Source organism: Actinomadura sp. K4S16, from assembly GCF_008327685.1.
Classification (GTDB): domain Bacteria; phylum Actinomycetota; class Actinomycetes; order Streptosporangiales; family Streptosporangiaceae; genus Spirillospora.
In genome coordinates, this window is the sequence record NZ_BDDE01000010.1 from 494,185 (window position 1) to 516,451 (window position 22,267).

Consider the following 22,267-nt stretch of genomic DNA (forward strand, 5'->3'; position numbering starts at 1 on the left):
CTTGAGCGGGGGGCGGGCCTCAGCGGGAGGGGGCCTCAGCCGGTGCCGCGGGCCGCGCGGCCCAGCACCGCCGGGGCCTTGCCGCCCTCGATCAGCAGCGACAGCAGGTTCTCGTCCTTCTCGTCGCCCTTGCCGTCCAGGCGCTGCGCCCACGACACCACCGCGAAGTGGCCCATCGCGAGGCCCCGCGCCATCCCGAAGCCCCGGCCGAAGCGGTCCAGGGGGGCGGGTGCCTCCAGCGGCCGGACGAAACCCGCGCCGATCGTGGTCTCCAGCCTCGCGACGAACCGGTCGGCGTCCGCCGATCCGGCGAGGTTGAACACGGCGACGGCCAGCGCGTACCCGTGCTCGGTGTCGGAGTAGATCCCGCGGGCGGCCTGCGTGCAGCCGCCCCTGCCGAGCTCCTCGGCGACGGACCCGCCCCACACGGCGGCGGCGCAGTCGGCGTCCAGCCGCTTGGCGCGCAGCCTCACCGCGATCTTCCCGTCCGGGACGGGCAGCTTCGCCGCCGAGGACGGAAAGGCCTCGCCGACCGTCAGCGGCTGCGGGTCCCCGCCGCGGTTCGCGATCCCGGAGTAGGCGGAGCTGGACGGCGAACTGGAGTAGGAGGCCGGTGACGGGCCCGTCCCGGCGGCCCGTCCGATCCTCGCGCCGGTCGGCCCCTTCGGCTTCGGGGCGTCGTCGCCGCCCAGGACGACCGCTCCGGCGCCGAGCAGGACCAGCACCCCGAGGACGGCCGCGGCGGCGAAGTACAGCTTCGGGCCCGGCCCGCCCGCGCGCCGCGCCGGGCCGCCCTGGCGCTCCGGCGCTCCAGGGCGTCCCGGAGCCCTGCCCGCGTCCTTGGCCTTGCCGCGCTCGACCTTGCCGCGCTTGGTCTTGCCGCGCTGGGCCTTGCCCTGGCGGGCCTTCCCGCGCTTGTCCGGCCGCCCGGCGCGGGCGGCGCCGTCGCCCTCGGGCGGGACGCCGGTGTGGGCGTCCCCGTGGGCGAACGCGTCGTCCTGGAAGGAGTCCTCGTACGGAACGTCGTCGTAGGGCGTCCTGGGAGGCGGCGGGGCGGGGCGCTCCCGGCGGGCCGCGGGACGGCGGGGCGGGGGCGTGCGGCGCGGGCCGCCCGCCCGGGGCTGCGCCGTCCTGCGCGCGGCGGGCTGCCTGCGGCCCTGGCGGCTCACCGGGGGCCGCCCGGAGCCGCGGCGCTGCTCATCGGGGTCCACGACCGCGCAGACTACTCGCCGCCGGTCGCCGGCGCGCCCGCCTCCGGCCGGCTCACTGCCCGGTCTTCCCGCCGGAGACCAGGTCGAGGCGCCCGTACAGGAAGTCGGCGGCGTTCTCGATGACCAGGCTCACATCGATCATCTCGTTGAGCGAGGCGGGCTGCGCGCCACCGGCGCGCTCCACCCAGGTGACCACGGCGTAGTGGCCGTAGGTCTTGGTGTAGGCGGCGGTGAAGCCGGGCCCGAACGCCGGGACGCCCTTCGGCTGCAGCGGGGACACCCAGCCCGCACCGGTCGCCGGCTCCAGGTCGCGGAGGACCTGCTTGACGCCCTCCTCGCTCACCATGTTGATCACGGCGAACTGGCCGACGTGCTTCTTGTCGTCGCTGACGTAGGCGGCGCGGGCGATCTGGCTGCACTGGTACTTGGCGAGGTCGCCCTGCAGCCGGCCGCCCCAGGTGGCCTCCTTGCAGTCGGAGCTCAGCTTCGACTCGGCCAGCGTGAACGCGTACTTGCCCGACTTCAGGGTCTTGGCGGAGAACGCCTCGCCCTCGGTGATCGGGCGGGAGTCGTTCGACCGGGAGGCGAGCTTGGCGAAGCCCTCGCCGAGGTAGTCGGGCGCGTAGGCGGTCGGCACCGCCCGCTGCTGCGGCTTCGCCTCGTCGCCCCCGCCGGTCAGCAGGACCACCGCGACGACCGCGACGATCACCGCGACCAGCGCGGCGGCCGCGCCGAACAGCAGCTTGGGACTGGGGAGCTTGCGGCCGGAGTCCTCCGCCGGCCAGAAGTCCCGCCGGCGGCCCTCGGCGGCCTCGGCGGAACCGGAGTCACGAGCCTCGATCACAGCCCCGGAGCTTAGCGGTCCGGGTCCCCCTCGCGCGCCCAAAAGGTGGTTTCGCCCAGATTCCTTGGGTTAGATCCCGCTGCTTCCGATCAGCGCGCCGAACCCGTAAGTGGTGACGGCCGCGGCGGCGCCGAACAGCAGCTGCCGCGACCCGCCGAACCACCACGGGCGGGCAGTGATCCGCGACACCAGCGCCCCGGCGCCGAAGAGCCCGAGCGCCGCGACGATCGCCGCCGGCCACAGGCTGGTGGCGCCCAGCAGGTACGGCAGCACCGGCAGCAGCGCGCCGACCGCGAACGACAGGAACGACGAGCCCGCCGCCAGCAGGGGTGAGGGCAGGTCGCCGGGCGTCACCCCGAGCTCCTCCCGGGCGTGCACCTCCAGCGCCTCGTCGGGGTTGCGGGACAGCTGCCGCGCGACCTCGGCGGCGGTCTCGGGGTCGACGCCGCGCGCCTCGAAGACCTCGGCGAGCTCCCGCTGCTCGGCCGCCGGGTGGCGGGCGAGCTCCAGCCGCTCCACCTCGATCTCCGCCTCCGCCAGCTCCGACTGGGAGGCGACCGAGATGTACTCCCCCGCCGCCATCGAGAACGCGCCCGCCGCCAGGCCCGCGAGGCCCGCCAGCAGCACGACCTTCTGGGTCGCCTGGCCGCCCGCGACCCCGGCGATCAGGGCGAAGTTGGAGACCAGCCCGTCCATCGCGCCGAACACCGCGGGCCGCAGCCAGCCGCCGGTGACGTCCCGGTGCTGGTGGTGCTGCTCCGGGCGCACGCCGCGCTCCTCGGTCTTCTCCCCTGTGTCGGACACCGTGGCCTTTCCTACTTCCCGTCCTTGACGGGCTCCCCCTTCTCCACGCGGTCGTGGTCGGCGGCACCGTCGGCCCCATTGTCCCCGGCCGCGTCCGCGGCCTCGGCGGCGGGGGCGCCGTTGCCGGCGGCCGCCTCGGGCCCGCTCTCGGCCGCGGGCTCGCCCGCAGCGTCGCCCTTCGCCTCGGGCGCGGAGCCCTCCTCGACGGCCTCGGGTTCCGGCTCGGGCTCCTCGACGGTCGCCGCCTCCGGCTCCACTTCGCCGGCCGCGGGCTCGTCGGCCTCCGCGACCTCGGCCTGCGCCGCTTCGTCCTCCGCGGCGGGCTCCTCGGCGGGCTCCTCGTCCGCGCGCTCCGCCACGTCTTCAACCGCCGCGTCTTCGACCGCGGCGTCTGCGGGCGGCGTTTCCGCGTCCGTCGTGTCTTCGGCCGTCGTGTCTTCGGCCGCCGTGCCTCCAGCCGTCGTCTCTTCGGCCGTCGGGTCCGCGGGGGTGGTGTCCTCCGGCGCGGCTTCCTGCACGCTCTCCTGCGCCGCGGAGGCCTCGGTGGCGGGGACGGCGGCGGCCGGAGCGCCGACGTTCTCCGGGCCGGTGCGGCCGCGGGCCAGGTACAGGTAGGCGACCGCGCCGGCGAAGACGACGATGGACGTCCAGTCGTTCAGCCGCAGCCCGAGGACGTGGTGGGCGTCGTCGATGCGCAGGGCCTCGATCCAGCCGCGCCCGACGGTGTAGGCGGCGACGTAGAGGGCGAACGCGCGGCCGTGCGTGAGCTTGTAGCGGCGGTCGGCCCAGATCACGAGGACCGCGACGCCGACGCACCACAGCGACTCGTACAGGAAGGTCGGGTGGTAGGTGGCGACGTCGGCGTACTTGGGGTCGAGGCCGGGCCCGCCGTCCAGCATGGGACGGTGGTTCTCGTCGATCTTCAGGGCCCAGAAGGCGTCCAGCGGGCGGCCGTAGAGCTCCTGGTTCCAGTAGTTGCCCCAGCGGCCGATCGCCTGCGCGAGCGCGATGCCGGGCGCCACCGCGTCGCCGAGCGCCAGCACCGAGATCCCGCGCCGCCGGCAGCCGATGACCGCGCCGAGCGCGCCGAGCGCGACGGCGCCCCAGATGCCGAGGCCGCCCTTCCAGATCTCCAGCGCCCGGACCGGGTCGCCGTTCTCCCCGAAGTAGCGCTGGTAGTCGGTGATCACGTGGTAGAGCCGCCCGCCGACGAGGCCGAACGGCACCGCCCACACGGCCACGTCGATGATCACGCCGGGCGTGCCGCCCTTGGCGGCCCAGCGGCGCTCGCCCAGCCAGACCGCGGCGACGATGCCGAGGATGATCATGATGGCGTAGGCGCGCAGCGGCACGGGGCCGAGGTGCCAGACGCCCTGCGAGGGACTCGGTATGTAGGCGACCGGGTGCATGACCGTTGACGTTACCGCCTCCGGGGCGCAGTGTGCGCCCTCTCCGGGACCGCTACGAGATCGTCATCTACGCCGTTCCCTCGCCGGCGCCGCCGGACGTGGCGCCGGACTGGGTGCTCCCCGGCCCGGGAGAGCCGCCGCCGGCCTTCGCGACGGCCTTCCTGAGGTCGTCCGGCGAGCCCAGGACGTCGTTGCGGACCTTCTTGCCGTTCAGCGCGAGGTAGGGCGTCGCGTCGACGCCCGCCCGGCCGGCCTGGGCGCTCGCCTGGTCCACCGTCTTGATCTTCTGGTTGCCGCGGACGCAGGCGGCGAAGGACGGGTCGGCGACCCCCAGCTGCTCGGCCCATCGGATGAGGTCCGCGTCGGGGAAGCCCGTCTCGCCCTCGGGCGGCTGCTCGGCGTAGAGCTTGTCGTGGTACCTGACCCAGTGGTCGGCGGGCATGCAGGCGGCGGCGTTCGCGGCCCGCCGCGAGTTGGCCATCAGCGGGTCCTGCTGGAAGAGCTGGAACGGCCGGTAGACGACCTTGAGCCTGCCCTCCGCGGCGAGCTGCTTCATCGTCGCGCCGATCCGCTCCTCCATCGCCTTGCAGGCGGGGCACTGGAAGTCCTCCCACACGTCGAGGACCGGCGCGGCGACGCCCGGCTGCGCCATCGCGACGGACCCGTCCCGCTGGCGGGCGGCGGGCGCCAGGGCACCCTGGTAGGACTTCTCCAGGGGCTTCTCGCCGTGCCGGTTGAGCGTGACGACGCCCGCCACGACCGCGACCGCGACCACGGCGAGGGCGCCGAGGATGACGAGCAGCATCCTCTGGCGCCGCTGCCGGGCCGCGGCCCGTGCCTGCCGGTCCGCGAGCCTCTCGCGCGCGGACGGCTCCCTGCCCTGGTCGCTCATCGATCCCCCGATCGTGACTCTGCGTATACGTGAGCGACTAAGAGCGTAGCGGGGAAGGGGGTGCCGGGCCGGGAAAACGCGGCGCCGCGCCGTCCGGGAGGGGACGGCGCGGCGCTCGGGGTTCAGGCGTCGTGGACGCGGCCGGTCACTTGGCGGCGGCCGCCGCGGACTCGATCGTCGCCCGCAGGGCGGCGGGGTTCATGAACTGCGACTGGTCGAGCTGCTTGCCGTCGAGGAAGACGGTCGGCGTGCCCTGGACGCCGCGGTCCTGCAGGGCGTACTTCGTCATCGCGTCGACCGTGGACTTCTTCTGCCCGTCCCGCACGCACTTCTCGAAGTTCGGGTCGGTGACGCCGACGTCCTTGCCCCACTTGACGAGGTCGTCGGGCGAGAAGCCCTTCTCGCCCTCGGGGGGCTGGAACTTGAAGAGCGCGTCGTGGTAGGAGACCCACTTGTCGGCCGGGACGCACAGCGCGGCCTCGGCCGCGCGCAGCGAGTTGATCCGGACGGGGTCCTTCTGCTGGCCGAACAGGTGGAACGGCCGGTAGACGACCTTGACCTTGCCCTGCTGGGCGAGGTTCTGGACGGTCTGGCCGGTCGCCTCCTCGAACTGCTTGCAGATCGGGCACTGGAAGTCCTCGAAGATCTCCAGCTGCGGCTTGGCGACCCCGGACTGCGCCATCAGGATGGAGCCGTCGGCCTGGCGGCTGAGGGGGGCGAGCGCGCCCTTGTGCACCTCGGCGCGGCCGTTCTTGTTCTTCTGGTCGATGACGAGGACGGTCGCGACCACGATGACCGCCACGGCCACCACCGACCCGAGGACGATGGCGAGCAGCCGCCGCTGCTTCTCCCGCGCCGCCTGCCGCTTGCGCTCGGCGGCCAGGCGCTCCCTCGCGGACCGCTCTCGTGCGGCCTTGCTCATTGGTTCTCCTATGCGTGCGGAACAGCGCCGGCACGGTGCGGCGCGCTACGGCGGCGAGACTAGTCGACCTGGCCGACCCGCCGGAATTCGTCGGCCAGGACGAGGAGGAACAGCAGGACGGTGATGACGTGGACGCCGGTGCACCACAGGCAGATCTTGTGCAGGAGCGCCAGCTCGACGGTCACCAGGTAGACCACGAACAGCACGCCCACCGAGGTGGCCGCGACCCGCCCCCAGCGCAGCGGCGCCCAGGTCGACCGCAGCGCCCACGGCGTCAGCAGCGCGCCGAACGCCACGAAGAACGCGAGGCCGAACAGCGGCATCGGGACGCCCGCCAGGGTGGAGTACTCGCTGGTGGTGACGGCGTGGCAGTCCACCGTCCGGGACGCCGAGCACACCAGGGCGCCCTCGTCGTAGTGCGAGATCGTCAGGTAGACGGAGATGCCGAGGCCGGCGAGGGTCAGCACCCACGCCGCGGCCTGGAGCCACGCGGGCGGCAGCGGCTGCCCCGCAGCCCCCGCCCGGCTCTTCACCGTCATCTCTTGCGTCATCTGATCCTCCCGCGACCGCCTGTGCCGGCGGTCACACCCTATTGGAGAGCGGCGGCGCCTCAAGCCTTCAACTCCGCCCGGACCGCCCCGAGTTCCCGCGACGTGGGCGGGCGTCCGCGCGGAGCCGGGTTTCGCCGGTCCCGCGCGGACGCCGCGGCCTGTCCGGAACGATCAGCGGCCGTGCCGGACGCCCGCGGCCAGCTCCTCGGTGAGCGCCCGGACGCCGGCGAGCCCGGAGGCGAGGTCGGGGGCGTCGAGCAGCCGGCGGATGAACGCCGACCCGACGATCACACCGTCGGCGAACCCGGCCACCTCGGCGGCCTGGGCGCCGGTTCCGACGCCGAGGCCGAGGCCGACCGGCAGGGCCCGGCCGGCCTTGTCCAGGACGGCGCGGGTCCGCTCCACCAGGCGCGGGGCACCGGTGTCGAGGGCGGAGCGGGCGCCGGTGACGCCCATCAGCGACGCCGCGTAGACGAAGCCGCGGCACGCCCGGGTGATCGTCTCGATGCGCTCGTCGGTGGAGCTGAGCGCGACGAGGAACACCCGGTCGAGGCCGTGGGCGTCGGAGGCCTCCAGCCACGCCCCGCCCTCCTCGGGCGTGAGGTCGGGCGTGATCAGGCCGGAGCCGCCGGCGGCGGCGAGGTCGCGGGCGAACCGGTCGACGCCGTAGTGGTCGACGGGGTTCCAGTATGTCATGACGAGGGTGGGGACGCCGGTGGCGGCGACGGCCTCGACGGTGCGGAAGACGTCGGCGACGCGGATCCCGCCGACGAGCGCCTGGTGGACGGCGTCCTGGATGGTGGGGCCGTCCATCATCGGGTCGGTGTAGGGCAGGCCGATCTCGATGACGTCGCAGCCCGCGTCCACCATGGTCTTGGCGGCCTCGACGGCGCCCTCGTAGGTGGGGAAGCCCGCGGGCAGGTAGCCGACGAGGGCGGCGCGCCCGTCGGCCTTGGCCTTGTCGTAGGCGGTCTGGACGGTCACGCGTTCTCTCCCTCGGGCATCAGGCCGAAGAAGGCGGCGGCCGTGTGCATGTCCTTGTCGCCCCGTCCGGACAGGCAGACGACGATCGTGGCGTCGGGGCCGAGCTCCTTGCCGACCTTGAGCGCGCCGGCGAGGGCGTGCGCGGACTCGATCGCCGGGATGATGCCCTCGGTGCGGCACAGCAGCGCGAACGCGTCCATCGCCTCGGCGTCGGTGATCTCGCGGTACTCGGCGCGGCCGGTGTCGTGCAGCCAGGAGTGCTCGGGGCCGACGCCGGGGTAGTCGAGCCCGGCGGAGATCGAGTGGGTCTCCATCGTCTGGCCGTCGTCGTCCTGCAGCAGGTAGGTCCGCATGCCGTGGATGACGCCGAGGGAGCCGCCGACGAGGGTCGCGGCGTGCTTGCCGGTGGCGACGCCGTCGCCGCCCGCCTCGAAGCCGTACAGCCGGACGGACTCGTCGCCGACGAAGGCGTGGAAGGTGCCGATCGCGTTGGAGCCGCCGCCGACGCAGGCGACGACGGCGTCCGGGAGGGCTCCGGTCATCTCCACGCACTGCCGCCGGGCCTCGACGCCGATGACGCGCTGGAAGTCGCGGACCATCAGCGGGAACGGGTGCGGGCCCATCACCGAGCCGATGCAGTAGTGGGTGTCGTCGACGGTGGCGACCCAGTCGCGGAACGCCTCGTTGCAGGCGTCCTTGAGGGTGCGGCTGCCGGTCCGCACGGGGACGACCTCGGCGCCGAGCATCCGCATCCGGGCGACGTTGAGGGCCTGCCGCTCGGTGTCGACCTCGCCCATGTAGACGGTGCAGCTCAGGCCGAGCAGCGCCGCGGCCGTGGCGGTGGCGACGCCGTGCTGGCCGGCGCCGGTCTCGGCGATCACGCGGCTCTTGCCCATCCGCTTGGTGAGCAGCGCCTGGCCGAGCACATTGTTGATCTTGTGGGAGCCGGTGTGGTTGAGGTCCTCGCGCTTGAGCAGCACCCGGGCGCCCGCGTGCTCGGAGAAGCGCGCGGCCTCCGTCAGCAGGCTGGGGCGGCCCGCGTAGTTCGCGAGGAGGTCCTCAAGCTCGGCGTTGAAGGCGGGGTCGTTCTTGGCGGTCTCGAACTCGCGGGCGAGTTCGTCCAGGGCCGCCATGAGGGCCTCGGGGGCGAACCGCCCGCCGAAGCGGCCGAAGTGGCCCGTGGCGTCGGGCAGGGCTCCAGCACCGCGCGCGGCGGTGTCCATGGTCATGAGAAAACGCGTCCTGTCGTGGGAGAGGCGGCTGATCCGGTCACTGGGGTCCTGGATCAGCCCCGCCATCGCTCCCGGAGCGGTTCGACCTGCATGTCCGTAGCCTATCCAGTCGTCGCGGGCGGAGGGCCGCCCGGTGCCTCAGCCGCTCTGCCGCAGCGCCGGGTGGGCGCCGGCGGCGACGAGGTCGGCCACGGCGGCGCGCGGGTCCTTGCCGATCACGAGGCTCTCCCCCACCAGCACCGCGTCGGCGCCGCTGGAGGCGTAGGCGAGCAGGTCGTGCGGACCCCGCACCCCGGACTCGGCGACCTTCACGACGTCCTTGGGGATCAGGGGGGCGACCCGGGCGAACACGCCGCGGTCGACCTGCAGGGTGCGCAGGTCGCGGGCGTTCACGCCGATGACCTTGGCGCCCGCGTCCACCGCGCGGGCGGCCTCCTCCTCGGTGTGCACCTCGACGAGCGGCACCAGCCCGATCGACTCGGCGCGCTCGACCAGCGAGACCAGGGCGTCCTGCTCCAGCGCGGCGACGATCAGCAGCGCCATGTCGGCGCCCGCGGCCCGCGCCTCCCACAGCTGGTAGGAGGTGACGATGAAGTCCTTGCGCAGGACGGCGACGTCGACGTTGGCGCGGACCTCGGCGAGGTCGGCGAGGCTGCCGCCGAACCGGCGCCGCTCGGTCAGCACGCTGATGACCTTGGCGCCGCCGGCCTCGTAGTCGCGGGCGAGCGCGGCGGGGTCGGCGATCGCGGCGAGCGCGCCCTTGGACGGGCTGCTCCGCTTGACCTCGGCGATGACCGAGACGCCCTGCCCGCGCAGCGCGCCGAGCGCGTCCTTGGGGGCCGGGGCCTTCGCCGCCCGCTCCTTGAGGGCGTCGAGCGGGACCTCGCGCTGCCTGTCGGCGAGATCGGCCCGGACGCCGTCGATGATCTCGTCCAAAACGCTCAAGGTCGCAGGCCCCCTATTTCAGGTCGTTCCGTGCACCGATCGTAGCCGCCCCCTCCGACGCGCCCCGCACCCGGGAGGGCACGTCCGGTTCCCCGCCGGCCGGGCCGCGCGCGTCAGGGCGCGAGCACGTGCGCGAACGGCAGGTTGCGCACGATCCAGTAGACGATGAGAAGGCCGACGAACGAATACGCGACGGCAGGCTTGAACAGGACGGACCGCATCGGCAGCCCCCGCGCGGTCGTGACCGTCCACCGCACGTACAGGTAGCCGAAGACGGGCAGCAGGACGAACAGCAGCGGGTTGAGCCCGAACGCGACGCCGACGTGCCCGTGCGTGAGCGCGTAGACGAGCCGCGTCATTCCGCACCCGGGGCAGTAGAACCCGGTCAGCCCCAGGAAGGGGCATCCGGGGTAGTGGCCCGGTTCGTTGGGGTCCGCGCCGAACGCCACCACCAGGACTCCGGCCGCGACCCCGCCCAGCACCGCCGCGTGCGGCGCCAGAGCCCGCAAGCCGGCCCGCTCAGGTACGGATACGCGCGTCACGACGTCCACCCTAAGCGGGTCACGTATCCAGGACGTAGCCGACGCCGCGCACCGTCCGGATGGGGCTGCCGTCCCCGAGTTTGGCCCGCAACTGCGCGACGTGGACGTCGACGGTGCGGCTTCCGGCGCCGGCGCCCGGCCCCCACGCGGCGTCGAGGAGCTGCTCGCGGGTGAAGACGCGGCCGGGGTTGGCCATCAGGAACTCGAGGAGGTCGAACTCGGTGACGGTGAGGGCGACGCGGCGGTCGCCGACGACGGCCGCCCGGTCGCGCGGGTCGAGGGCGATCCGTCCGGCGCGCAGGGGTCCGGGCGCCTCGGCGGGGCCGCCGGCGCGCAGGGCCTCGGCGACGGCGGCGACGAGGACGCGGGGCCCGAAGGGCCGGTCGACGCGGTGGTCGCCGAGCAGGTGCGCGACCGCCGGGTCGACGGGGCCGGTGACGGCGACGACGGGCGCGGGCCGGGCGGCGTCGGCGACGCGCCGGTACAGGTCGGCGGGCAGCGCGGAGGTGGACAGGTCCAGGACGACGACGTCGGGCCGGCGGCGCTCCGCGGCGGCGGCCGCCCCGGCGGGGTCGCCCTCGATCTCGACGTCGAAGCCCTCCCGGGCGAGGTAGCGGCGTTCCAGCTCGGCGACGGCCGGGTCGTGCTCGACCACGAGCACGACCCCGCCACCGTCGGCGCTCACGACCGCTCGTGCGCGGTCGGGTCCTCGCCGCGGTCGAGCGACTTCCACATGGCGGACGGGTCGTCCTCCGCCGCCCGGCGCGGCGCGGCGCGCTCGTACCGGGCCGACATCCCAGGCCAGTGCGCAGAGCGCACGGCGGTAAGCATTCCGGCCACGACAAGCACGACCCCACCGGCCACGGACACCACCCACCACAGGTTGACGTCCAGCAGGGGATGCGCGCCGAGCCTCAGCAAAGCACTCTTGTCACCGGCGGCCGCAAGCACACTGGACCGCTGAACGGCCACCGTGGACGCGTAGGCGATACCGACCCCGAACAGGGCGATGAGCACCCCGACCCCAGCCCGAACCCGCCCCCGCGTAGCCAACAACGCCGCAAGCCCAGCAAGCCCGGCCCACCCCAACGCCCCAGGCGCACCCCCGAGGTCGCCCCCGGTCAACTGCTGGGTGAACGGCGTAATGGACCCCTGCGCCTTGACAGTGGCCCAGGTACGCCCAGCGGCGAGCAGCACAAGCCCGGCCCCCGCAGCGCACAACACCGCGGTCAGCCCGCGTTCACGCCCAGGCGTCACAAGGCGCCCCGCTCAAGGCCCACCACTGGCACACCGACCTGCCGGACCACCATTTCGGACGTTCCCACGGACATGCACCTGAGTTTATTGCAGCCGTACGAACCCCCAACGACCCCCCAGCCCAACCCCGCAGACACCACAACTCCCAGCCCCCGACCCGAGCTTCAAGCAAAGCAAGCCCCCCGCCAGCCCCACCCCCAGGGCCGCCAGGCCCGGAGTACAAACCAGCCGGACACGAGACCAAGGGCCGCCAGGCCCGAAGGCCGGAACGATCACGGACACGAGGCCGGGCCGCCAGGCCCGGAGTACAAACCATCGCGGACGCGAGGCCGAGGGCCGCCAGGCCCGAAGGACGACCCCGCCGCGGACGCGAGGCCCAGGGCCGCCAGGCCCGAAGGACGACCCCGCCGCGGACGCGAGGCCCAGGGCCGCCAGGCCCGAAGGACGACCCCGCCGCGGACCCGAGGCCCAGGGCCGCCAGGCCCGAAGGACGACCCCGCCGCGGACCCGAGGCCCAGGGCCGCCAGGCCCGAAGGCCGGCAGGCACGGGGAGGGACGCACCGACGCCAGCCACCGCCGCAACCACGCGACGACCTGTATCCGTGGCGATCGCGTCCAAAGGCAGGTTCGAGCGAAGCAAGAACCTGATCGCGAAGCGAGCCGCAAGGCGAGACGAAGCGATGCCAGCGATCGCCCGCGTTTATCGACGATGGAGGGCCGCCAAGGCCCGAAGAAGGAGAAAAACGCAATTAAACAGAGCCCGCCTCCCCCTGGCGGTGGGGGGCGGGCTCTGCCACGTACGGCTGGCGGGCGTTACAGGGGGACGACCTGGTCGGCCTGCGGGCCACGGTTACCCTGCGTGACCTCGAACTGGACGCGCTGGTTCTCGTCCAGGGTGCGGTACCCGGAGCTCTGGATGGCCGAGTAGTGCACGAAGACGTCCGGCCCGCCGCCGTCCACGGCGATGAAGCCGAAGCCCTTCTCGGCGTTGAACCACTTCACGGTGCCCTGCTGGGGCATGTCTTTCTCCTTGCGGCAAAACCTGGGCCCACACCTCGCGGGCCCGTGCGGTCGCTGCGGAACGCTCTCGCCCCCGGTACGGTCCCGGAAAAGCCAAAACGCCCGCTGCCATCAGTTCGCGGGCGTCTGCACGATCGAGAACCACGACTGCAACCGACAGCCCCACCGTATCACCGCTTCCGCGTAAAGCGGAGGAGCCGCAACACTTGCGTTTCTCCTCTCGGCGAACCCTGCCGTTACCTGCCCGTTAAAGACTCCAACCCGTCTCGGTCAGGGTCTTGACAGCGTCCGTGGCGCCGGTGAGGCGGACCTTCGCGACGTCCCGGCGGCCCAGTGCCCACAGGACCAGTTCGCCTACCGGGCCATGTACGCGGACGGCTCCGCGGCCGCCGCCGGACACCCGGACGGCCCGCCCGTCGGGTTGGACGAAGGTTACCTCGACCTGAACTTTTCGTAGGACAAAGCGGGCAATTCTTATCCTTCGCCAGAGGAGTTCTTCGAGTTCCGGCGAGAGGTCGCGAGGCTCCCAGTCGGGACGCGCGCGCCGGATGTCCTCATGGTGAACAAAGAACTCGACGGCGTTGGCGTTTTTGTCGACTCCGGGAAGGGCGTAGGGCGAGAACTTCGGCGGCCCCTGCGCGAACCGTTCCACCAGCCGTTCGAACGGCACCGCGCGGGCCGTTCGCCGCCGTACGCGCTCGGTGTAGAAGGACAGCGGGGGCAGCAGGATCCCGGGGGCGGCGTCGGGGCGCCCCTCGCGGACGACCAGATGGGCGGCCAGGTCGCGGGCGTCCCAGCCCGCGCACTCGGTGGGCGCGTCCGGACCCGCCTCGGCCAGCGCGGCGGCCAGCTCCAGCCGTTCGCGGCGGACCGGGCCGGGGGCCTCCGGGCCGGAACCGTCCCGCTTCGGGGCGGGGTCGTCCTCGGGCGTGCTCATCGACCGATCGTAGGCCGTGGCGGGCCGGCCGGGAATAAGCGCGCCGGCCGGATGGTAGGCAATATCCAGCCCCGCAAACCCCCCGGCGCGGTCGCGAGGGGGCCATTTCCCGGGTACCGCCGTGATCGAGGAGTCGCCGTGCCACCTGCGTCCAGACGCGTCAGTCCCCATGTCCTCCGGGAGGGCATGGGCGTCCTGTGGGTGGCGGTGAAGGCGGAGCCGCGGGTGTTCACGCTGTCGGTGCTCGCGAGCGCCCTGTACGCGGCGATGACCGTGGGGACCGCGCAGGTCCTGGGCTGGGCGACCGGCCACGTCGTGCTGCCCGCGTTCGAGTCGGGGCACACGACCGCCGGGGCGCTGTCCGGGGCGGCGGCCCTCGTCCTGGCGGTGGCGCTGCTGAAGGCGCTCGGCGTCGCGGGGCGCCGGTTCTACGCGGGGCTCATGCAGTACCGCCTGCAGGCGTCCTACAGGCGCGCGGTGACCCGGCAGTACCTGCGGCTTCCGCTGGCGTGGCACCACCGGCACCCGACCGGGCAGCTGCTGTCGAACGCCAACGCCGACGTCGAGGCGGTGTGGGCGCCGATCGCGCCGCTGCCGATGGCGGTCGGCGTCGTGTTCATGCTGCTGATCGCCGCGGTGTCGATCCTGTTCACCGACCTGGTCGTGGCCGGGGTCGGGTTCCTCGTGTTCCCGGCGGTCGCCCTGATCAACGTGGTGTACCAGCGGCGGCTGTCCCCGGTGGCGACCCGCGCGCAGCAGCTGCGGGCGGAGGTCAGCGAGGTCGCGCACGAGAGCTTCGAGGGCGGCCTGGTGGTCAAGACCCTCGGCCGGGAGGCGTCGGAGACGGAGCGGTTCGCCGAGCGGGCGCGGGAGCTGCGGGACGCCAACATCGCGGTCGGCCGCATCCGCGGGCTGTTCGACCCGGTGCTGGAGGCGCTGCCGAACCTCGGGGTGCTGGCCGTCCTGCTGATCGGGTCGCTGCGGCTGGAGTCGGGCGCGATGTCGCCGGGCGACCTGGTGAACGTCGCCTACCTGTTCACGCTGCTGTCGTGGCCGATCCGTGCGCTGGGCTGGGTGCTGGGCGAGGTGCCGCGCAGCGTCGTCGGGTGGCAGCGCGTCCGCGGCGTCCTGGACGCGACGGGGTCCCTGCCGTTCGGGGACGCCTCGCTGGACGCGCCGGAGGGCGCGGCGACCGAGCTCCAGGTCCGGGAGGTCAGGTTCGCCTACGAGGACGCGAGCGGCGGGTCGGACTCGCGGCACCGCGTCCTGCACGACGTGTCGTTCGCCGCGTCGCCCGGCCGGACGATCGCGGTCGTCGGGCCGACGGGGTCGGGCAAGTCCACGCTCACCTCGCTGCTCGTCCGGCTGGTCGATCCGGCGGACGGGTCCGTCCTGCTGGACGGCGTCGACCTCCGGGACGTGCGGCGCGGCGGGGTCGCGGCGACGGCGGCGCTCGTCCCGCAGCAGACGTTCCTGTTCGACGACACCGTGCGCGGCAACGTGACGCTCGGCCTCGACGTCCCGGACGAGCGGGTCTGGGAGGCGCTGCGGCTCGCCCAGGCCGAGGGGTTCGTCGCGGCCCTCGCGGACGGGCTCGACACGAGGGTGGGCGAGCGCGGGGCGACCCTGTCGGGCGGCCAGCGCCAGCGGCTCGCGCTGGCGCGGGCGCTGGTGCGGCGGCCCCGGCTGCTCGTCCTGGACGACGCGACGTCCAGCGTCGACCCGCAGGTCGAGGCGCGCATCCTGCAGAGCCTGCGGGAGGCCCAGACCGGCGAGTCCGGCGGCGCGACCGTCGTGGTGGTCGCCTACCGCAAGGCCACGATCTCGCTCGCCGACGAGGTCGTCTACATGGAGCACGGCCGCGTCATCGCGCGCGGCTCCCACACCGAACTGCTGGAGAGCTCCGAGGGCTACCGCAACCTCGTCAACGCCTACGAGCGGGCCGAGGCGGAGCAGGAAGCGGTCGAGGGCGGCGAGGAGGCCCTGGCATGACGGTGATCGACACGGCTTCGAAGCCGAGCAGCGCCCCCGGACTGAGCGACACCGCCGCGGAGGGCGCGATCAGCACGCTGCGGCGCGGGCTGCGGCTGAGCCCGGAGTTCCGGGCCGGCCTCGCCGGGACCCTGGCGCTCGCGCTGGTGTCGACGGCCGGGCGCGTGGTGGTGCCCGTCGCCGTCCAGCAGACGATCGACAAGGGACTCGGGCGCCCGGACGGGCCCGACATCGCCTTCATCCGGACGGCGGTGCTGCTGTGCGCGGCGGCAGTTCTGGTGACGGCCGTGTGCGCGTACCTGATGAACGTGCGCCTGTACAGGACGTCCGAGGGCGGCCTGGCGTCGCTGCGGATCCGGGCGTTCCGGCACGTCCACGACCTGTCGATGCTCACCCAGAGCGGGGAGCGGCGGGGCGCGCTGGTGTCGCGGGTGACCGGCGACGTCGACCAGATCAGCCAGTTCATGCAGTCGGGCGGGCTGATGTTCATCGTGTCGATCGGGCAGCTGGTCGTCGCGAGCGTGCTGATGGTGGTCTACTCGTGGCCGCTCGCGCTGCTGGTGTGGGCGGCGTTCTTCCCGCTGGCGTTCGCGCTGCGCCGCTTCCAGCGGATCCTGTCGAGGGCGTACATGCGGGTGCGGGAGCGGATGGGCGACCTGTTGGCGGCGGTCAGCGAGTCGGTCGTGGGCGCCCCGGTCATCCGCGCCTACGCCTCGGAGGAGCGCACGGGCCGGCGGGTGGACGAGACCGTGGAGGCCTACCGGTCGGCGCAGACCCGGGCCCAGGCGATGGTCGCGCTCACGTTCCCGGTCAGCGAGCTGGTGGCGGCCTTCGCCACCGCCGCCGTCGTCATCGCCGGGACGCTGCTCGGCGTCGCCGGGGAGGTGTCGGCGGGGCGGCTCGTCGCGTTCCTGTTCCTGGTCACGCTGTTCGTCAGCCCGATGCAGACGGCCACCGAGGTCCTGAACGAGGCGCAGAACGCGATCGCGGGCTGGCGGCGGGTGCTCGGCGTCCTGGACACCGTCCCGGACGTGGCCGACCCCGGCGAGGCGGGCGAGACGCTGCCGCGCGGCCCCATCGAGGTGCGGTTCGAGTCGGTGGGGTTCGCCTACCCGGGCGGGCCGCCCGTCCTGCACGACGTGAACGTCGAGATCGCGCCGCGCGGCCGCGTCGCGATCGTCGGGCAGACCGGGTCGGGCAAGACGACGTTCGCCAAGCTCCTCACCCGGCTCATGGACCCGGTGTCCGGCCGCGTCCTGGTGGACGGCGTGCCACTCGACCGCGTCCGGTTCTCGTCGCTGCGCGAGCGGATCGTCATGGTGCCGCAGGACGGGTTCCTGTTCGACGCCTCGCTCGCCGACAACATCCGGTACGGGCGGCCGGACGCGTCCGACGACGACCTCGTCCTCGCGCTGACCGAGCTGGGCCTGGCCGACTGGCTGGACGGCCTCCCGCAGGGCCTCGCCACGCCCGTGGGGCAGCGCGGCGAGTCGCTGTCGGCGGGCGAGCGGCAGCTCGTCGCGCTGGCCCGCGCCTACATCGCCGACCCGGACCTGCTCGTCCTGGACGAGGCGACCTCCGCGGTGGACCCGGCGACCGAGGTCCGGCTCCAGCGGGCGCTGGACGGCGTGACGCGGGGCCGCACGGCGATCTCGATCGCGCACCGGCTGTCCACGGCCGAGGCGGCGGACGAGGTGATCGTGTTCGAGGCGGGGCGGATCGTCCAGCGCGGCCCGCACGCCGAACTCGTCGCCGAGCCCGGCGTCTACGCCGATCTGCACGCGTCCTGGATCGCCCAGCGGAGCCTGTGACGGGTTCCACAGGGCGTCTTCCTGGGTAAACGCGGGCTAAAGCACTTGCCCGATATCTGGTTCGGTGCGCATTCTGCTGGGGTGAGCAACGAGGTCGTGTTGGAATCGGCGGGCACGCTGCACGGTCAACTGCAGCGTGGACTCGGAAGGGCCGCGCGCCGCGCGGCGGACACGCGCGGCGCGGGCGAGTACGTCTACGCCTGCGTCCGGCGTGATCCGCGCTGGGATCGGCAGTGCGAGTCGCGGCGGCTGTACTACGCCCGGTTGATGGTGGATCTGGAGCTGCCCGCGGGGCCGGTCGCGGAGCATCTGTTCGATCCGTCGGACCATACCGACCCCGACGAGTGGCGGGTGGACCTGGCGCTGGGCGTGCTCGCCGACCTGGTGCGGCTGAGCCGGCGGGAGGCGGCCGCGCCGCTGCGCCGGTACGCCGAGGAGGGCGCGCAGTGGTTCGACGCGGTCGCCGAGCTCATCGATCTCGAGGACCCGTCGCTCGCGGCCGGCCTGGACTCCCTGGTCGCGGCGCGGTGCGACGACGCCGACCTGGCGCTGCTGATCCCGGGCCGGTACAACCCGGTGATCGAGGCGTGGGCGGCGCGGCAGCCGCGGGTGGCCGAGGCGCTGGCGCGGCACCGGGAGGCGGGCCGGGCGGCGCGCCGCGCGATGGTCCCCGCCTCCGGCCGGGAGGGGCAGAGCGAGGCCGAGCTGCTCGATCTCGCGCGGCGCCGCGGCGAGGGCGCCATCGCGGCGATATTCGAGCTGGGCCGCCGCCGGACGCTCGCGCTGCTGGACCTCGCGGAGGAGCTGCTGCCCCAGCGGCCGAGCAGGTTCGGCGGCGCGGTGTGCCGGGCGCTGCGGGAGTACGGGCCGGAGACGCTGCCGCGGGCGCGGATGTGGGCCGCGGAGCGGGGCGGCTGCGCCGACATGGGGCTCCGCATCCTCGCCCGGTTCGGCACCCGCCAGGACATCCCCCTGCTGATGGACGAGCTGAACGGCGCCGTCGCCCGGCGCGACTGGGCCGACGCCGCGAGCCCGATCGAGGGGCTGGGGCGCCTGCGCGCGGGCGAGGCGGTCCCGCTGTTGAAGACCGCTTGGACCGAGTCGACCTATGCCTATCTGAGACCCCGCATCCTGACCGCGTTGACGAGAACCGCCCCGCACACCGCCGAGTCCTACACCGTCGAAGGGCTGTGGGACTGCGAGGAGGGCGTGCGGGCCGAGGCCGCCCGGACCGCGCCGCTCACCCGCGAGACGTCGCTGCGGCTGCGGCGGCTCCACCACGACGACGCCGAGGACCCCGCCGTCCGCGCCGCCGCCGGCGCCCGCATGATGACCTGAACCGACCGGCGACCCGAGCCCTGATGAACCCTTTCGGGGCGGGGCGCGTATTGATTCCTCGAATCGCGCGTCTCACCCCGGAGAGGAACAGCGATGGGTTCCCGACACCATCTCGGCCTGACGAGGCTCGGCCTCATGAAGACGCTGCCGCTGTGCGCCGCCGTGCTGGCGCTGCCGCTGGCGGCCGGCTGCTCCGCGAAGTCGGACGCGGCGGGCGGCGGCAAGGCCGCGAAGCCGGCGAGCCTGGCGGAGCTGGCGCAGCAGACGGACTGCTCCCTGACCGGGAAGCGCAAGGTCAAGGATCTGGAGCAGGGGAACTGCAAGAACGCGACGGGCCGCTACGTCCTGCTGAGCTTCACCACCGACAGCGGCATGAACGCCTGGCTGGAGGAGGCCAAGCCCTGGGGCGGGACGTACCTGGTCGGGGCGCGCTGGGTGGTCGTCAGCCAGGAGCAGACGCTGGAGACGCTGCGCAAGGACCTCGGCGGCAAGATCGTCCAGGGGGACGACCACGGGCCGGACCACGGTTCGGGGCACGGCTGAGCCGCGCTCAGACCCGGCCGGCCGCGCTTCCCTCGCTCGTGCCCTCCTCGCCCCGCACGAGCAGGACGCTCCAGCGCTCCAGGGCGGGGCCGACACGGGCCAGGACGCGCCGTCCCGCCAGCCCGCGGCGGACGATGCCCGGGTGCCACAGGGGGTGGCCCGGGCCGTCGACGACGACGCGGACGGCGGCGACCGGCAGCGTCCCCGCGCGCTCGGCGACGAGCGCCGACTCCATGTCCGCCAGCCGGGCCCCCTGCGCCGCCAGCAGCGCGCGCTCCGCGCCGCGGACGACGTGGTCGGTGGTGGCCAGGGGGCCGACCTGCGCGCTCAGCCCGTCCCGGATCAGCTCCTCGGCGAGCAGGCGCGGCGCGGCGCACGGCACCGCCTTCCCGCCCGCGCCGGGGCCGCGGATCTCGTCCGCGACGAGGACGTCGCCGGGCCGCAGCCGCTCGTCGAGCGCGCCGCCGAACCCGGCGACGACGAGGGCGGCGCAGGCGGCCGGAAGCCGGTCGGCGCGCCGCGCCCGGTAGCCGACGACCACGACGGGCGTGCGGGTCAGGCCGCGCCGTAACGCGCGCGCCTCCATGCCGAGCGCGGCGCACACCACCGGGCCGAGCATCGGCGCGTCCTCGGCGTCCTCCAAGTCGTCCCCGGCCGTCCCTCCAGTGAAGTCCACCCGTCCAGCGAAACACGAGGTCATCCGGAGATCCAGCGCCATCACCGCGAGGGGCGACATTCGCGCCGCGCGGATCCGCCTCGGGGAGGGCGCGGGCGGGCGCCCCGCCCGCCTAGACTCCCCGGCATGACCTCGACCTCCTTTCCCCTTCGGCGGAAGCTGGCCGTACTCCCCTTCGTCCTGCTGCCCCTCGCCGCCGCGGCCGCGTGCGGCGGCGAGAACAGCAAGACTTCCTGCGACCTCAACTCGTGCACGGTGACCTTCGACCGCGGCGTCGAGGCGAGCGCGTCCGTCCTCGGGATGAAGGCCGAGCTGGTGAGCGTCCAGGGCGAGACGGTCACCCTCAGGATCGGCGGCCGGAACGTGACGGTGCCGGTCGGGGACGGGCAGCAGCAGGTCGAGGGGATCGGCGTCTCGGTGCAGTCCGTCACCAAGGACCAGGTCGTCGTGAGGATCTCCAACAACGGCTGATCCGGACTATGATTCGCTCATGCGTTCGATGAACGTGGCGGAGCGCCGGGCCCGGCTCGCGCTCCGCCACCGGCTCTGCCCCCCGGCGAGGACCGACGACGTCCTCGACATCGCCCGGTCGATGGTGGTCCTGCACGCCACGGACCCGGCCACCGTCTTCCTGTCGGTCGCGGCCCGCAGCCTCCACGCGGTCCCCGCGGCGGTGGAGAAGGCCCTGTACGACGACCGCGCGCTGCTGCGGATGCTCGCGATGCGCCGCACGATGTTCGTCGCCCCGACGGAGCTGGTCCCGGTCCTGCAGGCGTCCACGGCGAACGCGCTGGCGGCCAAGCAGCGCGCCACCTACGGCCGGCTGATCGAGCGCGGCAGCGACATCGCCGACGCGCGGGCCCTGTTCGCCGAGGCCGAGGAGGCCGCCCACCGGGCGCTGCTGGCGCGCGGGGCGGCGACGGGCGCGCAGCTCAGCGCCGAAGTGCCCCTGCTGCGGACGCAGGTCGACCCGGCGCCCGGCAAGTCCTACTCGCGGCCGACGAGCATCACGACCTGGGTCCTGGTCACGCTCGGCTGCGAGGGCCGCATCGTGCGGGGGCGGCCGAACGGGTCGTGGACGAGCAGCCAGTACGTGTGGTCGCCCGTCGAGACGTGGCTTCCCGGCGGCGTCGAGGAGCTCCCCGCCGCCGACGCCCGCGCCGGCCTCGTCCGGCGCTGGCTGCGCGCGTTCGGCCCCGCCCCCGCCTCCGACCTGAAGTGGTGGACGGGCTGGAGCGCCGGCGACGTCAAGAAGGCCCTCGCGCTCCTGGACGTCACCGAGGTCGACCTCGGCGGAGGCACCGGTCTCGTCCTGTCCGACGACCTGGAGCCCGCGCCCGCGCCGGAGCCGTGGGCGGCGCTGCTGCCCGCGCTCGACCCGACCCCGATGGGGTGGCAGGAGCGCGGCTGGTTCCTCGGCGGCCACGGGCCGCTGCTGTTCGACCGCAACGGCAACGTCGGGCCGTCGGTCTGGTGGGACGGGCGCATCGTCGGCGGCTGGGCGCAGCGCAAGGACGGCGAGATCGCCGTCCGGCTCCTGGAGGACGTCGGCGCCGACGCCGAGGCCGCCGTCGAGCGGGAGGCGGCGCGCATGGCGGAGTGGTACGGCGACGTCCGCGCGACCCCCCGGTTCCGCACCCCGCTGGAGCGCGAGCTCACGGCCTGACGCGCCGGACCTGTCAGAAGTAGGGGCCCGCGGCCGTCGCGGCCCTGCGCTTGGCGCCGCTGCGCCTGAGGATCGTGACGATGAACGCGACGGCGGCCAGGACGCCGAGGCCGAGCGCGGCCAGCAGGGCGAAGCCGAGATACCCGTTGACGCTGTCGTCCGGTGCCACGAGGACCGGCCCGTCGGCGCCCCGGCAGGTCAGCCGGGCGTCCCCCGACACCGGCGCCGTGAACGTCGCGGTGTAGCGGTAGGAGGCGCGGGCGGACGCGCTCCAGGAGTTCTTCCTCGTGAGCCGGACGGGCCCGGACCGCTCCCCCGCCTCGACCCGGCACGCGTACGGGGCCGCGCCGCCCTCGCGGACGTAGACGAAGTAGTCGTAGCCCTCCGTGAGCCGGACGATCACCCCGGACTCCGCGTCCCCCACGGCCACCGGGCCGCTCGCGACCTCCGAGTCGTCCCACAGCAGCCAGGCCACCGCTAAGAAGCCGATGACCGCGACCAGGACCAGGGCGATCGGCAGCGCGTACCAGCCGGCGCCGGGGCTGATGCGCTGCCTCTGCGGTGCCCATCCCGGCTCCGGCAGGCCGTGCGCGGGCTGCCCCGGCCCCGCGGGCGGCGGTCCCATCGGCGGGTTGGACCCGGGCCACATGTCTTCTCCCCCGTGCGGAGCGCGTGTGCGGAAGGGTGACGA

At 74.1% G+C, this 22,267-nt stretch carries 23 protein-coding genes; 6 read left to right on the forward strand and 17 right to left on the reverse strand.

Going from position 1 to position 22,267, the window contains the following annotated elements:
- Positions 1–35: 35 nt before the first annotated feature.
- From K4S16_RS03045 to K4S16_RS03115, 15 genes are all read right to left on the reverse strand, one after another.
- Positions 36–1,211 (reverse strand): hypothetical protein, encoded by a 1,176-nt coding sequence (locus tag K4S16_RS03045; protein ID WP_149257241.1) that lies wholly within the window; start codon positions 1,209–1,211, stop codon positions 36–38.
- A 52-nt stretch (positions 1,212–1,263) separates the two neighbouring features.
- Complete coding sequence (locus K4S16_RS03050) at positions 1,264–2,055, reverse strand: hypothetical protein (RefSeq protein ID WP_149257242.1); 792 nt, start codon at positions 2,053–2,055, stop codon at positions 1,264–1,266.
- A gap of 69 nt (positions 2,056–2,124) precedes the next feature.
- Positions 2,125–2,859: a VIT1/CCC1 transporter family protein gene (locus K4S16_RS03055; RefSeq protein ID WP_235036530.1), complete on the reverse strand. Its 735-nt coding sequence runs from the start codon at positions 2,857–2,859 to the stop codon at positions 2,125–2,127.
- An 11-nt stretch (positions 2,860–2,870) separates the two neighbouring features.
- Entirely contained in the window at positions 2,871–4,268 is a 1,398-nt protein-coding gene (gene lgt, locus K4S16_RS45525) for a prolipoprotein diacylglyceryl transferase (protein ID WP_235036531.1), read from the reverse strand.
- A gap of 67 nt (positions 4,269–4,335) precedes the next feature.
- Positions 4,336–5,160 carry a thioredoxin domain-containing protein gene (locus K4S16_RS03065; protein WP_149257243.1) on the reverse strand — a complete coding sequence of 275 codons (825 nt, stop codon included), beginning with the start codon at positions 5,158–5,160 and terminating at the stop codon, positions 4,336–4,338.
- A 145-nt stretch (positions 5,161–5,305) separates the two neighbouring features.
- Positions 5,306–6,082, reverse strand: coding sequence for a thioredoxin domain-containing protein (locus K4S16_RS03070; protein ID WP_149257244.1), 777 nt, complete (start codon positions 6,080–6,082; stop codon positions 5,306–5,308).
- A 59-nt stretch (positions 6,083–6,141) separates the two neighbouring features.
- Positions 6,142–6,633, reverse strand: coding sequence for a vitamin K epoxide reductase family protein (locus tag K4S16_RS03075; protein ID WP_149257245.1), 492 nt, complete (start codon positions 6,631–6,633; stop codon positions 6,142–6,144).
- A gap of 171 nt (positions 6,634–6,804) precedes the next feature.
- On the reverse strand, positions 6,805–7,617 hold the full coding sequence (trpA, locus tag K4S16_RS03080; protein WP_149257246.1) for a tryptophan synthase subunit alpha: 813 nt from the start codon (positions 7,615–7,617) through the stop codon (positions 6,805–6,807).
- Positions 7,614–8,846 carry a tryptophan synthase subunit beta gene (trpB, locus tag K4S16_RS03085; protein WP_149257247.1) on the reverse strand — a complete coding sequence of 411 codons (1,233 nt, stop codon included), beginning with the start codon at positions 8,844–8,846 and terminating at the stop codon, positions 7,614–7,616. Before trpB ends, trpA begins: the two co-directional genes overlap by 4 nt.
- A gap of 141 nt (positions 8,847–8,987) precedes the next feature.
- Positions 8,988–9,794, reverse strand: coding sequence for an indole-3-glycerol phosphate synthase TrpC (trpC, locus tag K4S16_RS03090; RefSeq protein WP_149257248.1), 807 nt, complete (start codon positions 9,792–9,794; stop codon positions 8,988–8,990).
- A gap of 113 nt (positions 9,795–9,907) precedes the next feature.
- The gene (locus tag K4S16_RS03095) at positions 9,908–10,336 is read right to left on the reverse strand and encodes a DUF2752 domain-containing protein (RefSeq protein ID WP_200841661.1); all 429 of its coding nucleotides are present in this window, start codon (positions 10,334–10,336) and stop codon (positions 9,908–9,910) included.
- 19 nt (positions 10,337–10,355) lie between these two features.
- A complete protein-coding gene (locus tag K4S16_RS03100; RefSeq protein ID WP_149257250.1) occupies positions 10,356–11,021 on the reverse strand; it encodes a response regulator transcription factor in 666 nt (221 codons plus the stop codon).
- On the reverse strand, positions 11,018–11,593 hold the full coding sequence (locus K4S16_RS03105; RefSeq protein ID WP_149257251.1) for a Trp biosynthesis-associated membrane protein: 576 nt from the start codon (positions 11,591–11,593) through the stop codon (positions 11,018–11,020). Before K4S16_RS03105 ends, K4S16_RS03100 begins: the two co-directional genes overlap by 4 nt.
- Positions 11,594–12,406: 813 nt before the next feature.
- A complete protein-coding gene (locus K4S16_RS03110) occupies positions 12,407–12,613 on the reverse strand; it encodes a cold-shock protein (protein ID WP_018657218.1) in 207 nt (68 codons plus the stop codon).
- Between the two features lie 247 nt (positions 12,614–12,860).
- Entirely contained in the window at positions 12,861–13,550 is a 690-nt protein-coding gene (locus tag K4S16_RS03115) for a TIGR03085 family metal-binding protein (RefSeq protein ID WP_149257252.1), read from the reverse strand.
- 186 nt (positions 13,551–13,736) lie between these two features.
- On the opposite strand from K4S16_RS03115, the gene K4S16_RS03120 reads away from it, so the two are divergent.
- The 4 genes from K4S16_RS03120 to K4S16_RS03135 all read left to right on the forward strand — a co-directional run bounded on the left by K4S16_RS03120 (position 13,737) and on the right by K4S16_RS03135 (position 19,234).
- Entirely contained in the window at positions 13,737–15,542 is a 1,806-nt protein-coding gene (locus tag K4S16_RS03120) for an ABC transporter ATP-binding protein (protein WP_235036625.1), read from the forward strand.
- A complete protein-coding gene (locus tag K4S16_RS03125; protein WP_149257254.1) occupies positions 15,539–17,353 on the forward strand; it encodes an ABC transporter ATP-binding protein in 1,815 nt (604 codons plus the stop codon). The genes K4S16_RS03120 and K4S16_RS03125 overlap by 4 nt, the downstream gene beginning before the upstream one ends.
- An 81-nt stretch (positions 17,354–17,434) precedes the next feature.
- Positions 17,435–18,691: a hypothetical protein gene (locus tag K4S16_RS03130; protein WP_235036533.1), complete on the forward strand. Its 1,257-nt coding sequence runs from the start codon at positions 17,435–17,437 to the stop codon at positions 18,689–18,691.
- Between the two features lie 93 nt (positions 18,692–18,784).
- Positions 18,785–19,234, forward strand: a complete 450-nt coding sequence (locus tag K4S16_RS03135; RefSeq protein ID WP_235036534.1) for a hypothetical protein — start codon at positions 18,785–18,787, stop codon at positions 19,232–19,234.
- Between the two features lie 7 nt (positions 19,235–19,241).
- Here the strand turns inward: K4S16_RS03135 and K4S16_RS03140 are convergent, their stop codons facing one another.
- On the reverse strand, positions 19,242–19,910 hold the full coding sequence (locus tag K4S16_RS03140) for a 1-hydroxy-2-methyl-2-butenyl 4-diphosphate reductase (protein WP_160160843.1): 669 nt from the start codon (positions 19,908–19,910) through the stop codon (positions 19,242–19,244).
- A gap of 126 nt (positions 19,911–20,036) precedes the next feature.
- On the opposite strand from K4S16_RS03140, the gene K4S16_RS03145 reads away from it, so the two are divergent.
- Positions 20,037–20,381, forward strand: coding sequence for a hypothetical protein (locus tag K4S16_RS03145; RefSeq protein WP_149257256.1), 345 nt, complete (start codon positions 20,037–20,039; stop codon positions 20,379–20,381).
- A gap of 19 nt (positions 20,382–20,400) precedes the next feature.
- Positions 20,401–21,576, forward strand: coding sequence for a winged helix DNA-binding domain-containing protein (locus K4S16_RS03150; protein ID WP_149257257.1), 1,176 nt, complete (start codon positions 20,401–20,403; stop codon positions 21,574–21,576).
- 13 nt (positions 21,577–21,589) lie between these two features.
- Here K4S16_RS03150 and K4S16_RS03155 read toward each other — a convergent pair whose 3' ends face one another.
- The gene (locus K4S16_RS03155) at positions 21,590–22,225 is read right to left on the reverse strand and encodes a hypothetical protein (RefSeq protein WP_149257258.1); all 636 of its coding nucleotides are present in this window, start codon (positions 22,223–22,225) and stop codon (positions 21,590–21,592) included.
- Positions 22,226–22,267: the final 42 nt, after the last annotated feature.

Excerpts from the sequence above, each read along its gene's own strand:
- lgt (WP_235036531.1), bottom strand. The coding sequence starts at position 4,268 with ATGCACCCGGTCGCCTACATACCGAGTCCCTCGCAGGGCGTCTGGCAC.
- K4S16_RS03065 (WP_149257243.1), bottom strand. The coding sequence starts at position 5,160 with ATGAGCGACCAGGGCAGGGAGCCGTCCGCGCGCGAGAGGCTCGCGGAC.
- K4S16_RS03070 (WP_149257244.1), bottom strand. The coding sequence starts at position 6,082 with ATGAGCAAGGCCGCACGAGAGCGGTCCGCGAGGGAGCGCCTGGCCGCC.
- K4S16_RS03075 (WP_149257245.1), bottom strand. The coding sequence starts at position 6,633 with ATGACGCAAGAGATGACGGTGAAGAGCCGGGCGGGGGCTGCGGGGCAG.
- trpB (WP_149257247.1), bottom strand. The coding sequence starts at position 8,846 with ATGACCATGGACACCGCCGCGCGCGGTGCTGGAGCCCTGCCCGACGCC.
- K4S16_RS03110 (WP_018657218.1), bottom strand. The coding sequence starts at position 12,613 with ATGCCCCAGCAGGGCACCGTGAAGTGGTTCAACGCCGAGAAGGGCTTC.
- K4S16_RS03115 (WP_149257252.1), bottom strand. The coding sequence starts at position 13,550 with ATGAGCACGCCCGAGGACGACCCCGCCCCGAAGCGGGACGGTTCCGGC.
- K4S16_RS03120 (WP_235036625.1), top strand. The coding sequence starts at position 13,737 with ATGGGCGTCCTGTGGGTGGCGGTGAAGGCGGAGCCGCGGGTGTTCACG.
- K4S16_RS03125 (WP_149257254.1), top strand. The coding sequence starts at position 15,539 with ATGACGGTGATCGACACGGCTTCGAAGCCGAGCAGCGCCCCCGGACTG.
- K4S16_RS03135 (WP_235036534.1), top strand. The coding sequence starts at position 18,785 with ATGGGTTCCCGACACCATCTCGGCCTGACGAGGCTCGGCCTCATGAAG.
- K4S16_RS03145 (WP_149257256.1), top strand. The coding sequence starts at position 20,037 with ATGACCTCGACCTCCTTTCCCCTTCGGCGGAAGCTGGCCGTACTCCCC.
- K4S16_RS03150 (WP_149257257.1), top strand. The coding sequence starts at position 20,401 with ATGCGTTCGATGAACGTGGCGGAGCGCCGGGCCCGGCTCGCGCTCCGC.
- K4S16_RS03155 (WP_149257258.1), bottom strand. The coding sequence starts at position 22,225 with ATGTGGCCCGGGTCCAACCCGCCGATGGGACCGCCGCCCGCGGGGCCG.